Genomic DNA, 12,568 nt, shown 5'->3' on the forward strand with positions numbered 1-12,568 from the left:
TCTATTGCGGCTGCGCGTTGAAGGTGAACAGCGTCTCGCCATTGATCATGTAGCTGTTGATCAATTCCGCCGCGCGCGGGCTGGTCAGCCAAGCCTCAAGCGCCAAAGCAAGATCGTTGCGTATGTGGGCGTGTTTCTCAGGGTTCGCAGGCAGATAGGCATATTGGTTGAACAACACCGGATCGCCCGCATAAAGCAGCGCCAGATCCGCCTTGTTGCCAAAATTCAGCCAACTGGCGCGATCCGCCAGAATATACGCACCAAGTCCTGCGGAAGTATTCAGGCTCGCCCCCATACCGGCACCGACTTCGCGATACCATGGGCCAAAGGCTGCTGCATCAAATCCCGCCTCTGACCACAGGCTGAGTTCTTTTTTATGCGTCCCGCTGTCATCGCCACGGCTGACAAAGGCAGGTTCGGCGGTGGCGATGTTCTGCAAGGCCTCAACGGCCGAAGCCACATTGCTGATCGCCGCCGGATCGTCCGAGGGACCAATAATCACAAAGTCATTATACATGATTTCGCGGCGATGCGTGCCATAGCCATCGGCAACAAAGGCTTCTTCCGCGGTGCGCGAATGCACCAGTATCGCATCCACATCCCCGGCCTGCCCCAGCCGCAATGCCTGCCCGGTGCCGACCACCAGCAACTGGACATCCAGATCAAGATCCTCCTTGATCGCGGGCAACAACACATCCGACAGACCCGAGTTTTCAAACGAGGTCGTCACGGCCAGCTTCATCTCATCTGCCAGGCTTGCACTGGCCATGAAAACTGCGCTGAGCGCGCATAGGAACCGATGTATCATCCGATGATATCTCCTCTGAAAAATGCTTGTAATTCAGGTGTCTGCGGCGTCGCAAAGAAAGCCTGCGCAGGCCCGGATTCTCTCACAGCGCCATCCAGCATAAAAATCGCATCGGTTGCAAGCCGCTTTGCCTGACCGAAGTTATGCGTGGTCATGATGACGCGTGTGCCGGCATCCTGTGCCTCCTGCAACAGCGCCTCGATCGCGCGGGTGGAGGGGCCATCAAGGTTGGCGCAGGGCTCATCGAGAAACAGCACTTCGGGGCGGCGGATCAAGGCCCGCCCCAAGGCCAGACGTTGCTTCTCCCCGCCCGACAAGCGCGTCGCGGGCAGCGTCATGCGGTCCTGCAACCCGATCCGATGCGCCCAATCGCGCACCTGTGCCTCCACAAGGGCCTTTGGTGTTTTACGCAGCTGCAGCGGATAGCGCAGATTATCCCCGACGGATCGACGCAGCATGATCGGCGTCTGAAACACATACCCCTGATGATGCCGCGCTTCGCGGTCAGGCACCGCCCACGCCACGCGACCGCTGCTGATCCGCTCCACCCCGTGCATGACTTTCAACAGCGTTGTCTTGCCACTTCCGTTCGGCCCCAGAATGATCGTGCAACCGCCCGGCGCGAGCGACAGGCTGACCGGCCCGAGCAACCGCTTTCCACGCCGTCGCACAAAGACGTCTTTCAGCACCAGTGGCAGGATAGACATCACCATCGCCCCTCACGCTCCGTCCGCGACAACCAGTGAATGGCGATATTGACCCCGATGGCCAGCGCGATCAGCACAAATCCAAGCGCCAGCGCGAGGGCAAAATCCCCCTTGCCGGTCTCGAGAGCGATGGCCGTGGTCAGCACCCGCGTGGCGTGATCGATGTTCCCGCCGACGATCATGATCGCACCGACCTCGCCGATGCCGCGCCCGAAACCGGCCAGCGACGCCGTGAGCAGATTGCGCCGTCCATCCCAGATCAGCGTCTTGACCCGCTGCCACTGCGATGTGTCGAGCGAAATCAGCAAATCATGGTACTGCGCCCATAACTCGCGCATCGCCTGATGGGTGATCGAGGCGATCAGCGGCGTGATGATTATCACCTGTGCAATGATCATGGCCGTGGGTGTGAACAACAGACCCAACACCCCGAAAGGCCCGGACCGCGACAGCAGGATGTAAACGACCAGCCCGACCACCACCGGCGGCAGGCCCATCAGCGCATTGAGCAGCGAAATCACCAGACGCCGGTAACGAAATCGACGGATGGCCAGAAACGTCCCCAGCGGCAGCGCAATAGCCGACCCGATCACCAGAGCGGTCAACGTGACCTCCAGAGAGCGCAGGCTGATTTCAACAAGGTCCGGGTCAAGCGTCACTACAAGCCAGAAAGCGGCGGACAGGCCTTCGAAAATATCGTTCATCAGATGCGGAAAGCCCATGCTCGCTTCGGTCCGGCGAGACTAAGATATGCGCCGCGAGACTGCAATCATTCGCCCCCACCCGCCGGGCAGTTTTTTCATATGCGCTTTCACAGCCTCCACAGTTCTGCCAAGGAGGGCGTGCCGTTCACCGCGCTGGAATGTCCTTTGAACCCTGCATCACCTTTCGCCTTCGCGCCGCTGCGCCAATTTCGCGCGCACCAACACCATGACCGGTGAACAGATCCTTTTCATCGTTCTGGGCGCCGCTGCCGGCGGCTTCATCAACGGGCTTGCCGCCTTTGGCACAGCCCTTTTCGCACTGGGGTTCTTTTTGAGCGTGATGACGCCGGTTCAGGCCGTGACCCTGACCGTCACCCTGAGCATTTTCAGCGGGCTGCAGGGTCTCTGGGTCGTCCGCCATGCCATGCTGGACAACACCGCCCGTCTGGCGCGGTTCATCATACCGGGCTGCCTCGGGGTGCCATTGGGTGTCTGGTCCCTGCACCTGATTGATGTGAGCCTGCTCAAACTGGTCATTGCCTTCTTTCTGATCCTCTACGGCGGATACTTCACATGGCGCAGCAACCTGCCGAAAATCCGCGCAAAAACGCCCGTTATTGATGCAACAGTCGGGTTTTCGGGCGGTGTGCTTGGCGGGGCCGCATCGCTGTCGGGTGCCTTGCCCACCATGTGGTGTTCCATCCGGGGTTGGCCGAAAATGGAAACCCGCGCGGTGCTGCAACCCTATAATATGGTCATCCTCACATGCGCTGCCGTCATGCTGGGTCTGCGCGGCGCCTACACATCGCAAACCCTTGGGTTCCTGGCTCTGGCGATCCCCGTTTCGATCCTGGCAGCCCAGACCGGCATGATGGTTTTTCGCCGCATAAGCGATGTGTTCTTTCGCAAACTGCTGATCAGCCTGACGCTTGTGTCCGGATGCGCCCTGTTGATTCGTGAAATCCTCTAGCGTCTGGCGCAGCCATTTGACGCCGATTGTGCCACCACAACGCGGGAAGCCTCTTGCGCCGCGCCTGTCGCTGCGGGACAACGGCCCTATGTCTGACGTTTTGCGGCGCATCCTGTTCATCCTGGCGAGCGTTCTGTGCGCCACCGCCTGCCTGCCTGCGGCCGCAGGGCAGATCACGGTTTTTGCCGCCGCGAGCCTGAAGGAAGCGATTGACGAGATATCAGCCGATTTCACTCGCGCCACCGGCGTTGAGGTTGCGGCGTCCTATGCCGGATCCTCCGCACTGGCGCGCCAGATCGAATTTGGTGCCCCGGCCGATGTTTTTCTCTCCGCCAGCACGGAGTGGATGGACCACCTTGAGCACAACAACCGGATCGAACCAACCACCCGCTTTGACCTTGTGGGCAACCGGCTTGTTCTGATCGGCCCCGCCGCGCAGACGGCAGCTTTCGAGATTTCTGCCAATACGAACCTTTTGCACATGCTGGCAGGCGGTCGCCTCGCGATGGCCTTGACCGATGCCGTCCCTGCGGGAATCTACGGAAAAACGGCCTTGCAGCGGCTCGGCCTGTGGGAGGGCGTCGCCCCGATGGTCGCGCAAACCGACAACGTGCGCGCGGCCCTGTCGCTGGTGTCGCTGGGTGCCGCGCCCTTGGGCATCGTCTATGCCACGGATGCGCAGGCGGATCAGAACGTCAGCCTGCGCGCCACCTTTCCGCCCCACACACACCCGCCCATCATCTATCCGGTTGCCTTGGTCAAAGGCGCAAAATCTCCACAGGCGCAGGCGTTTCTTGACTATCTCACCGGTGACGCGGCAGATAAGGTGTTCGCAGATCTCGGGTTTCTGGTGGGGGCAGAATAAAGCGTGCGATGGACTGGTTAAGCCCGCAAGAGTGGAACGCCGTCGCACTGTCGCTGCGCGTCGCGTTCTGGGCCACGCTGTGCAGCCTGCCCTTTGCGCTGGTCACCGCACATCTTCTGGCGCGGGGTCGTTTTCCCGGCAAGCAACTCTTCAACGGCATCGTGCATCTGCCCCTGATCCTGCCGCCTGTGGTGACCGGGTACATTTTGCTGCTGACCTTCAGCATTCAGGCTCCCGTGGGCTATGCGCTGTCCCAGATCGGCATCGTCTTTGCCTTTCGCTGGACGGGTGCTGCGCTGGCGGCGGCCATTATGGCCTTTCCGCTGATGGTGCGCGCCATCCGCCTGTCCATCGAGGCGGTGGACCCCAAACTCGAAGAAGCCGCCGCCACCCTCGGGGCCTCGCGGGTGTGGGTCTATCTGACGGTCACGCTGCCGTTGATCCTGCCCGGTGTTCTGGCGGGCAGCATCCTCGCCTTTGCCAAGGCCATCGGTGAGTTCGGCGCGACCATTACCTTTGTGTCCAACATTCCCGGCCAGACGCAGACGCTGCCCTCTGCGGTCTATGCCTTCTTGCAGGTGCCGGGGGCCGAAGGGTCCGCCCTGCGGCTGGTCGTGATTTCAATTGTCATCGCGATGAGTGCGCTTTTGCTGTCGGAAATCCTGTCGCGCCGGGTCGCCGCTCGGATTGGTGCCGCATGAGCCTGTCTGTCTCTCTGAAACACGGGTTTGCGGGGTTTGATCTGGATGCGTCCTTCGAAGCACCCAACGGGATCACCATGTTATACGGGCGCTCGGGTTCGGGAAAAACGACCATTGTCAACGCGTTGGCGGGCCTTCTTCATCCGGATCAAGGCCATATTTCCATCGGTTCGCAAACCCTGTTTGACAGCAAGACGCGGCAGCATTTGCCCGCCAGCAAGCGGCGCATCGGCTATATCTTTCAAGAAGGGCGGTTGTTTCCGCATCTCTCCGTGCGCCAGAACCTCAAATATGGCCAGTGGTTTGCGCCCAGATCCGCCCCGCGCAGCGATTTTGAGCAGATCGTCGACATGCTGGGCATCGCCCCTCTGCTGGAACGGCGGCCCACCCGGCTTTCCGGGGGTGAGAAACAACGTGTCGCAATCGGCCGCGCGCTGCTGTCCAGCCCGCAGATGATCCTCGCAGATGAACCTTTGGCCGCATTGGATCACGCCAGAAAGGAGGAAATCATCCCCTATTTCGAGCGTCTGCGCGATGCATTGGGCATCCCGATCCTTTACGTCAGTCATTCCGGCACCGAAATCGCGCGGCTCGCCACAACGATCGTCGTGCTGCAGGACGGGCGCGTGGTGCGTCAGGGCCCTGCCGGCGCGGTGCTCAGCGACCCGGACGTCACCCCGCTCGGCGCGACGGCGGCGGGTGTCATGGTGCAGGGGCGCGTCGCGGCACAGCATCCCGATGGGTTGACAGAAGTGCAATCCGGCGGCCTTTCCTGGCTTTTGCCCGCCGCCGCCTATCCCGTCGGCAGCACCCTGCGCCTCAGGGTCGAAGCGCAGGACGTGATGCTGGCCACCGAAAAACCCCGGTCCATATCCGCCCTCAACGTTCTGCCAGCGACCGTCGCCACCCTGCGGCTTGGCGATGGTCCGGGCGCGCTCGTGCAGATCAAGGCGGGCGAGAACCTGCTTCTGGCACGGATCACGCGCCGCTCGGTTGAGGCGCTGAACCTGAAGGTGGGCACGCCCGTCTATGCAGTTCTGAAGGCCGTCTCGATCCCGCGCGGTGCCATTGGGGATCAACATCCGCGCCAGTAAGGCCCCCCTAAAGGTAATCCGACACCAGCAGGTGCAGCGGTTCTTCGTCCTCCACCACATCGGAAAAGCGGCCAATCGGCATCTCGAAAACATTATCGGTGCGGTCATCATTCACGGTTGAAACCTCCCCGATCAGACAATCACCTTTTTCCGCCCAGAAGGCGTGCCATATCCCGGGCATCAGCGTCACGCTCTCTCCCGGTTTGAGGCGCAAATGCGCGCCGGGCAAAAAGCGGCGCGCCAGCCCATCACAGGGCACCTCAAAGGGGGTATCACGGTCAATGCCGCCCTCTGGGTCGGATTGGAAAAGTTCGATCACCAGATCACCGCCGCCCCGGTTGATGATATCCTCGGCCTTGATGTTATGGCGGTGCATCGGTGACAGCTGCCTGTCGCGCGAAATCATGATCTTTTCGGCGTAAAGCATGCCACTGCCCTGCGCCAGATCCGCTGCCGTCCCGTTGCGGGTGGTAAACAGAAACAACCCCAATTCATCAAACCGGCCCTGCCCGTAATCCGTGATGTCCCAACCAAGGCCACGCGCGCGCAGGGTTTGGGCTGCGTCACTGCGCATCTGATCCGGTGTCCAATAGGCAAAGGGGGGCAGGATATAGCCAAAGCTGCGGATGAAAGCATCACTGCGTTTCACGATTTCATTGACATCAGAGCGTTTCATCACCGGGATCTCCGTTCAGGCGTGCATAGGCCGCGTCATACACCCGGCATCGGACGGGTTTCCAGCAAAAGCTGCCTTCAGTCCCTATCAATCAGCGCGAGCAGCTTGCGCCGCTGAATTTTGCCGGACGGGCCTTTGGGCAGATCCTCCAGAAAATGGACGTGATCCGGGGATTTGAACACGCCAAGGCGTTCCTTGCAAAGCTGGATCAAATCCAGTGGCGAAAGTGCCGATCCGGCGCGTAGCTTGACGGCAGCCTCCACCGTTTCGCCGTACCGCTGGCAGGGGCGGCCAAAGGCGGCAGCCTCGATCACATCGCCATGGGCATAAAGCGCTTCGTCGATTTCGCGCGGGGCAATGTTTTCGCCCCCCTTGATGATCAGTTCCTTGAGGCGGCCCGTCACGAAAAAATATCCATCCGCATCCATGCGGCCCAGATCGCCCGTGCGCAGCCAATCGCCCGCAAATGTGTCACGGGTCGCCTGCGGGTTTTTCAGGTATTCCCGCATGACATTCGGGCCCCGCACGACGATCTCGCCTTCGATGCCGGGGTCGCAGGGGACCTGCGCCGCGTCCAGAACAGCCACCTCATTGCCATAGGCCCGTCCGGGTGATCCGATTTTGCGCAGGCCCGGCGGCAAGGGGTTTGACAGGATTTGCGCCGCGGTTTCGGTCAATCCCATCGTCTCGATGATCGGGACGTCAAAACGCCGCTCGAACGCCCGCTGCACATCCGGCGCCAGCGCGGAGGAGGCAGAGCGCCCGAACCTGAGGCGCGTTTTCGTCTCCGTATCCGGCCCTTCGGCGCTGTGCAACAGATGGCTGATGATCGTGGGCACGACGGAAAACCACGTCGCCTTTGACGCAGCCGCATCCGCCCAGAAGCTGCGCGCCGAAAACCGCGGGCAGACCGCGAGGGATCCCCCCGACACCAGACTGCCCATCACGCTGACGCATAATCCGTTGATGTGATAGATCGGCAGAACACACAGCCCCCGGTCATCAGCGGTCAGTTCATGGGCCACCGTGGCCGTCCAGCCGCCCGCCAAGAGGCTCGCGTGGGTGTGCACGACACCCTTGGGCCGCCCCGTCGTCCCGGAAGTATACATCAACAGCGCATGGTCACTGGACGCAAGCGGATGAAGTTGCGTGCCGGGCGGTTCCTCATGCAAATCCACCTGCGCGATCCCCCCCGTCCGGGCGCGCTCAAAAAGTGCTTGGGCCTCTTGATGCACCAGAGCGAAGCGCGCCTCGGAATGCTCAAGCGCATAGGCAATGGCCTCGCGGCCTGCGACCAGATTGATCATGGTCGCGCGGAACCCGCCGTATAAAGCCCCATAAAGCGCGATCAGCCCGTCGCGCCCGTTGGGTTGCAGGATCGCGATGCTCTCTCCCTTGCGCGCGCCCTTGCGCGTCAAGGTCCATGCAACGCGCAGTGCTTCGGCCCGCAGCGCGCGCCAGGACAGAACCGTGCCCTCCTGCGGGAACAGATATGCTGTTGCAGTACCTGCGGCACGCTGATCAAGCCAGTCGCGCACCGTGCCGGTCGGTGGCGCTGCGATATCCCCCGTCATGCGCCAGCAGCTTTCCAGTAATCGCCGAAAATCTCTTCCACGCTGGGTTCACGCGCGGGGATTTCGCGGATCACCTTTGCCCTCTGCATGAAGTGTTTCCAGTGCAGGTTGTCATCAATGGAATTGCCGCCCCACGACCCACAGCCCATCGAAAGGGAAAACGGCATCCCGTTGTTGAAGGCCCCTCCGGTCGCGAAACAATGCGCCTGATTGACGATGACCCGACAGGTCGGCAGGCAAGTCGCCAGTTCAACCGCACGCGCATCCTGCGTGGAATGCAGCCCAACCGAATGCCCTGCCCCCTGATGCGCCAGAATGCGCGCCGTGATCTCACCGGCAGAGGCGAAATCATCCGCCCGGTAAACTGCGGCAACGCGCGACAGCTTTTCGCCGGACAGCGGATGCTGGGGGCCGATGCCTGTGGTTTCGACCAGAATGAATTGCGTCTCGGCTGGCACGTCCCCTTCAAGGCCAAGGGCGGCGATGGTCTCTGCGGCATCCTGCGCAATCACAGCGCGGTTGAGATGCCCCTCCGGCCAAAGCGCCTGCACGATGCGGTTCTCATCGCGGATGAGCGCGCCGCCGATCTGTGCGAGTTCATCCATGAAGGCGTCATAAATCGCATCAACGACCACCAATGCGTTTTCAGAACTGCAGGAGGTGGCGTTGTCAAAGGTCTTGGATGCCGCGATCTTGCGTGCCGCCGCTGCCAAATCCGCGGTTTCATCCACGATCACGGGCACATTTCCCGCCCCCACGGCCAGGGCGGGTGTGCCGCTGGTATACGCGCGCCGGACATTGTTTTGCGATCCCGTCACCACGATCATGTCGCTGATTTCCAGCAACCGTTGGGTTTTTTCCTTGGATCCCGGTGCCGGAACCATTTGCACCAGATCCGGGTTTTCACCGATTTTTGCGAATTCCGCATGGACATATTCCAGCAGTGTTTCGCAGGCGGGCACGCCTTTGGGCGATGGGGACAGGACAATCGCGTTGCCGCATTTCAGCGCATTGATGATGTTGTTGGCCGGTGTCGCCGCCGGGTTGGTGGATGGCACGACGGCCCCGATAACGCCAATCGGACGGGCGATTTCGGTGATTCCTGTTTCGGGGGTATGGGTGATGGCACCGAACGTCTTTACGCCCGCGATGTCGCGCATCAGGCCGAGCGTTTTGCGGTGGTTCTTGGTGATCTTGTCGGCCACATTCCCAAGGCCCGTGGTTTTGACGGAGAGTTCAGCAAGGTGGCGGTTGCGCGCAGGCTCCATAATGGCCCAGGCGGCGGCTTGCGCTGCAAGGTCATAACGCGCTTGCGAGCCCTGCGCCTCATATTCCTGTTGGGCTGCGCGCGCGCGCGCCACCGTTGTTTCGACCTCGCCCATGTCGTCCTGCGCATTCATCGTCGCCATCCTGCAAAAGTGGAGGGTCCGCGCCTCAGCCCTGGGGCGCGGACGTTGGTTATCAAAGCCCGGCGAGCAAATCCGTCAGGGTTTCCTGCCGCTGTGCCCACATCTCCAGCACTTCGTCACGTGTCATGATGTTCATGGGCGATCCACCCGCCTTCATCTTGCCCTGCACACGGCTGTTTTCGAACATGGCGGGAACGGTCGCCGCCAGCTTGTCGATGATCGGCTGGGGGGTCCCCTTCGGCACCATCACACCACGGAAGTTGACGGAGGCATTGTCCACATCAAGGCCCGCTTCCATCATCGTTGGTACATCGGGCAGAAACGCGTTGCGCTCCAGATCGGCGACCGCAAGGATTTTGACATTGCCCGCTTCACGTGCGCGGAAAGCATCGGACAGGTTGTTGATGCCCGCCATGACTTCGCCTGCGATCACGGCCTTCATCGCGGCAGCACCACCACCCTTTGTCGGGATATAGGCCAGTTTCATGTCACCCGCCTTTTCCATCTGCAACGCGGCGATGTGATGCCCGACAAAGAGCCCGGCCCCGGAGGTTGTCAGCTTGCCGGGATTGGCCCTGGCAAAATCAACAACGTCCTGCAAGGTATTGAATTCACTGTCAGCACCAACCACCAGCACCGCCGGGTCTGCGCCCCAATTTGCAATCGGTTCAAAGCTGTCCACGCTGTAGGAGACACCGCCCTTGATGGACTGCGCGATGAAATGCGGCACGTTATAGGCGCCCAAGGTGTAGCCATCCGCATCCGCCTGCGTTGCCAGCCAGTTCCAGCCCACGCGTCCCCCGGCACCCGGCTTGTTCAGGATCGCAATGGGCATCCCCAGCGCGTCCTCGTTCCCGGATGTCATGGTCACGATGCGGGCCTGAAAATCGGTCGCACCGCCAGCACCGTAGCTCACCATCATCATCACCGGACGGTCAGGGTAGTTTTCATGCCCATCCGCAAGCGCGGCCCCCGTCAGTCCCATCAGCGCGATTGCCGCACCTGCCAGTAGTTTTTTCATTTTCCAATCCTCCCTAAAGGTTGTGTGACCCGCTTGATCTGCCTTTCAGAAAAAGACCTCGCGCGGTGTGTAGACTTTCAAAAGAACGGCAAAGAGACCGTACATGACTGCAATGAAACAGCCGGTGGCGAAAACGCGCTTGACCCATGACTTGACCTGCGCATGCGGTGCCGGATCATAAAGGCTGAACAGCAGGAAAAAGGCGATGGCCGTGGCCGTGTAGAACCCCAGCGTTTTCGCCGCCCAGAAGATATAGACGATCGCGACGATGAGGCCCGGCAGCATGCGGATAAAGGCATCCCCCGAGACACCCGCCCCGACCTTGGTCCACCCAAGGCAGGCCTTGACGAATGTCCAAATGGCCAGCACGGCAAAGACGGTTGAAATCAGCCGTGGGAAAAGAAACGCCTCCGCCGGCTGCTGGGTGTAGCTGAGGTATGTGACCCACAGCCCCACACCCACAACGCAGCCTGAAGCGACAATATGCTGGACACGCGGCAGATTGATGTCGCTCATACCATGATCTCCTCTTTCGAGACGTATCGCCGATTGCGGATCTCCATCCATGCGGAATAAGCGATGGACGCGATCACGGTGGCGATCAGGAACAGGTTCAGCGGACCACCCAGGAAATAAGGCCCCAGCCCATCGGTAGCATTGGCAATCATCGACCCTTGGATAAAGTTGGATTCAGCAATCGGACCGAGGATCAGGCCCAGCACCAGCGGGGCCGCCGAAAAGCCGAACCGTTCCAGGAAATACATCATGATGCCCAAGGCCGCCATGACATAGACATCGCCCATGCTGGACTGCACCGAATAGCTGCCAAAGAGCGCAAGCCCCAGAACGACCGCCGCCATCAGCGACTGCGGCACCTGAGCGACACGTGCCGCAAGCCCTGCCACATAAAGGCCAAAGATGCACATCAGCACCTGCCCGATCAGCATCGAATTGATGAACGTCCACGCGACATCCGGGTGATTGTCAACAAGGTCCGATCCGGGGAAAATTCCATGGATCAAAAGCCCGCCCAAAAGCACCGCAGCGGTAGGTGATCCGGGAATGGACAGGGTCAGCAGCGGGACAAGCGAGGGGCCGACCATTGCATTATTGGCAGACTCAGCCGCAATCACGCCTTCGGGGTGACCCTTGCCGAACCTCTCGCGCTCCGGCGAAAACTTCTTGGCCTGATCATAGGACACCAACCCGGCGATCTGCCCGCCGACACCGGGGATAAGGCCGATGATCGATCCTGTAGACATGCCGATAAACATCGCGCGCGGGTATTTCAGCAAGGCGCGCAGGGCCGCGAGCACGGCGTGTTTTTGCACCTGCATGACTTCGGTGCCCGCATCCCGGCGACCCTGTGCAAACATGGTAATCACCTGCGGGATCGCAAACAGCCCGATCAGGGCTGCGATGATGTTGATCCCGCCGCCAAGCGCATCATGAAAGATGAACCGCTGCGCCCCCATGATATCGTCAAACCCGATGGTGGCCAGCCACAGACCGATACAGCCCGACAACAATCCCTTGACCACCGATTTACTGTCGAGCGTTCCGATGACAGTGACCCCCAGAATGGCCAGCCAGAACAGATGTGACGGCCCGAAGGCCAGGGCCCATTTGGCCAGAACCGGCGTGAGAAAGATCAACAGCAGGACCCCGAAAATGCCCCCCACGGCAGAGGAGAGGAAACTAAGCTGCAAGGCCTTGGTGCCCTCGCCATTCTGCGCCATCGTGTGGCCGTCCAGCGTGGTTGCGATATTGGCCGGTGCCCCGGGAATCTTGAGCAGAATGGCCGAAACCGCGCCCCCCGCAACCGTTGATGTATAGGCGGCACCCAGTAGGATCAGACCCTGCGTCGCATCCAGTTGAAAGGTGAAGGGGATCAGCAAGGCAACGGCCATGGTCGGGGACAGGCCCGGCGTCGCGCCAAGCACAAGCCCCCCAATCGTGCCCAGCAGCAACAACGCAAAGTTGACCGGCGTGAACACGTCACCGAAATAGAAGATGAACTCCATTCAGGCCTCCCCTCC

13 protein-coding genes are annotated in these 12,568 nt (G+C 60.9%); 4 read left to right on the plus strand and 9 right to left on the minus strand.

Annotated elements, in window-relative coordinates; translation table 11 throughout:
• Position 1 precedes the first annotated feature (1 nt).
• From RD1_RS13395 to RD1_RS13405, 3 genes are read right to left on the minus strand one after another with little or no spacing between them, the layout of a single operon-like run.
• A complete protein-coding gene (locus RD1_RS13395; protein ID WP_011569049.1) occupies positions 2 to 808 on the minus strand; it encodes a substrate-binding domain-containing protein in 807 nt (268 codons plus the stop codon).
• Entirely contained in the window at positions 805 to 1,521 is a 717-nt protein-coding gene (locus RD1_RS13400) for an ABC transporter ATP-binding protein (protein ID WP_081432926.1), read from the minus strand. The genes RD1_RS13395 and RD1_RS13400 overlap by 4 nt, the downstream gene beginning before the upstream one ends.
• Entirely contained in the window at positions 1,515 to 2,219 is a 705-nt protein-coding gene (locus tag RD1_RS13405) for an ABC transporter permease (protein ID WP_044033469.1), read from the minus strand. Before RD1_RS13405 ends, RD1_RS13400 begins: the two co-directional genes overlap by 7 nt.
• Before the next feature lie 226 nt (positions 2,220 to 2,445).
• On the opposite strand from RD1_RS13405, the gene RD1_RS13410 reads away from it, so the two are divergent.
• From RD1_RS13410 to modC, 4 genes are all read left to right on the plus strand, one after another.
• The gene (locus tag RD1_RS13410; RefSeq protein WP_011569052.1) at positions 2,446 to 3,189 is read left to right on the plus strand and encodes a sulfite exporter TauE/SafE family protein; all 744 of its coding nucleotides are present in this window, start codon (positions 2,446 to 2,448) and stop codon (positions 3,187 to 3,189) included.
• An 88-nt stretch (positions 3,190 to 3,277) separates the two neighbouring features.
• Complete coding sequence (gene modA, locus RD1_RS13415; protein ID WP_081432927.1) at positions 3,278 to 4,054, plus strand: molybdate ABC transporter substrate-binding protein; 777 nt, start codon at positions 3,278 to 3,280, stop codon at positions 4,052 to 4,054.
• A gap of 8 nt (positions 4,055 to 4,062) precedes the next feature.
• Positions 4,063 to 4,755 carry a molybdate ABC transporter permease subunit gene (gene modB / locus RD1_RS13420; RefSeq protein ID WP_011569054.1) on the plus strand — a complete coding sequence of 231 codons (693 nt, stop codon included), beginning with the start codon at positions 4,063 to 4,065 and terminating at the stop codon, positions 4,753 to 4,755.
• Complete coding sequence (gene modC, locus RD1_RS13425; RefSeq protein WP_011569055.1) at positions 4,752 to 5,849, plus strand: molybdenum ABC transporter ATP-binding protein; 1,098 nt, start codon at positions 4,752 to 4,754, stop codon at positions 5,847 to 5,849. Before modB ends, modC begins: the two co-directional genes overlap by 4 nt.
• 7 nt (positions 5,850 to 5,856) lie before the next feature.
• On the opposite strand, the gene RD1_RS13430 is transcribed toward modC, so the two are convergent.
• From RD1_RS13430 to RD1_RS13455, 6 genes are all read right to left on the minus strand, one after another.
• Positions 5,857 to 6,525 (minus strand): D-lyxose/D-mannose family sugar isomerase, encoded by a 669-nt coding sequence (locus RD1_RS13430; protein WP_011569056.1) that lies wholly within the window; start codon positions 6,523 to 6,525, stop codon positions 5,857 to 5,859.
• A gap of 77 nt (positions 6,526 to 6,602) precedes the next feature.
• Positions 6,603 to 8,099, minus strand: a complete 1,497-nt coding sequence (locus RD1_RS13435) for an AMP-binding protein (RefSeq protein WP_044033144.1) — start codon at positions 8,097 to 8,099, stop codon at positions 6,603 to 6,605.
• Complete coding sequence (locus RD1_RS13440) at positions 8,096 to 9,499, minus strand: acylating sulfoacetaldehyde dehydrogenase (RefSeq protein ID WP_011569058.1); 1,404 nt, start codon at positions 9,497 to 9,499, stop codon at positions 8,096 to 8,098. Before RD1_RS13440 ends, RD1_RS13435 begins: the two co-directional genes overlap by 4 nt.
• A 61-nt stretch (positions 9,500 to 9,560) precedes the next feature.
• The gene (locus RD1_RS13445; protein ID WP_011569059.1) at positions 9,561 to 10,529 is read right to left on the minus strand and encodes a Bug family tripartite tricarboxylate transporter substrate binding protein; all 969 of its coding nucleotides are present in this window, start codon (positions 10,527 to 10,529) and stop codon (positions 9,561 to 9,563) included.
• 45 nt (positions 10,530 to 10,574) lie between these two features.
• Positions 10,575 to 11,045: a tripartite tricarboxylate transporter TctB family protein gene (locus tag RD1_RS13450; RefSeq protein ID WP_011569060.1), complete on the minus strand. Its 471-nt coding sequence runs from the start codon at positions 11,043 to 11,045 to the stop codon at positions 10,575 to 10,577.
• On the minus strand, positions 11,042 to 12,553 hold the full coding sequence (locus tag RD1_RS13455) for a tripartite tricarboxylate transporter permease (RefSeq protein ID WP_011569061.1): 1,512 nt from the start codon (positions 12,551 to 12,553) through the stop codon (positions 11,042 to 11,044). The genes RD1_RS13450 and RD1_RS13455 overlap by 4 nt, the downstream gene beginning before the upstream one ends.
• Between the last annotated feature and the right edge of the window lie 15 nt (positions 12,554 to 12,568).

The organism is Roseobacter denitrificans OCh 114 (assembly GCF_000014045.1).
Lineage (GTDB): Bacteria > Pseudomonadota > Alphaproteobacteria > Rhodobacterales > Rhodobacteraceae > Roseobacter > Roseobacter denitrificans.

Excerpts from the sequence above, each read along its gene's own strand:
- RD1_RS13395 (WP_011569049.1), bottom strand. The coding sequence starts at position 808 with ATGATACATCGGTTCCTATGCGCGCTCAGCGCAGTTTTCATGGCCAGT.
- RD1_RS13400 (WP_081432926.1), bottom strand. The coding sequence starts at position 1,521 with ATGGTGATGTCTATCCTGCCACTGGTGCTGAAAGACGTCTTTGTGCGA.
- RD1_RS13405 (WP_044033469.1), bottom strand. The coding sequence starts at position 2,219 with ATGAACGATATTTTCGAAGGCCTGTCCGCCGCTTTCTGGCTTGTAGTG.
- RD1_RS13410 (WP_011569052.1), top strand. The coding sequence starts at position 2,446 with ATGACCGGTGAACAGATCCTTTTCATCGTTCTGGGCGCCGCTGCCGGC.
- modA (WP_081432927.1), top strand. The coding sequence starts at position 3,278 with ATGTCTGACGTTTTGCGGCGCATCCTGTTCATCCTGGCGAGCGTTCTG.
- modB (WP_011569054.1), top strand. The coding sequence starts at position 4,063 with ATGGACTGGTTAAGCCCGCAAGAGTGGAACGCCGTCGCACTGTCGCTG.
- modC (WP_011569055.1), top strand. The coding sequence starts at position 4,752 with ATGAGCCTGTCTGTCTCTCTGAAACACGGGTTTGCGGGGTTTGATCTG.
- RD1_RS13430 (WP_011569056.1), bottom strand. The coding sequence starts at position 6,525 with ATGAAACGCTCTGATGTCAATGAAATCGTGAAACGCAGTGATGCTTTC.
- RD1_RS13435 (WP_044033144.1), bottom strand. The coding sequence starts at position 8,099 with ATGACGGGGGATATCGCAGCGCCACCGACCGGCACGGTGCGCGACTGG.
- RD1_RS13440 (WP_011569058.1), bottom strand. The coding sequence starts at position 9,499 with ATGAATGCGCAGGACGACATGGGCGAGGTCGAAACAACGGTGGCGCGC.
- RD1_RS13445 (WP_011569059.1), bottom strand. The coding sequence starts at position 10,529 with ATGAAAAAACTACTGGCAGGTGCGGCAATCGCGCTGATGGGACTGACG.
- RD1_RS13450 (WP_011569060.1), bottom strand. The coding sequence starts at position 11,045 with ATGAGCGACATCAATCTGCCGCGTGTCCAGCATATTGTCGCTTCAGGC.
- RD1_RS13455 (WP_011569061.1), bottom strand. The coding sequence starts at position 12,553 with ATGGAGTTCATCTTCTATTTCGGTGACGTGTTCACGCCGGTCAACTTT.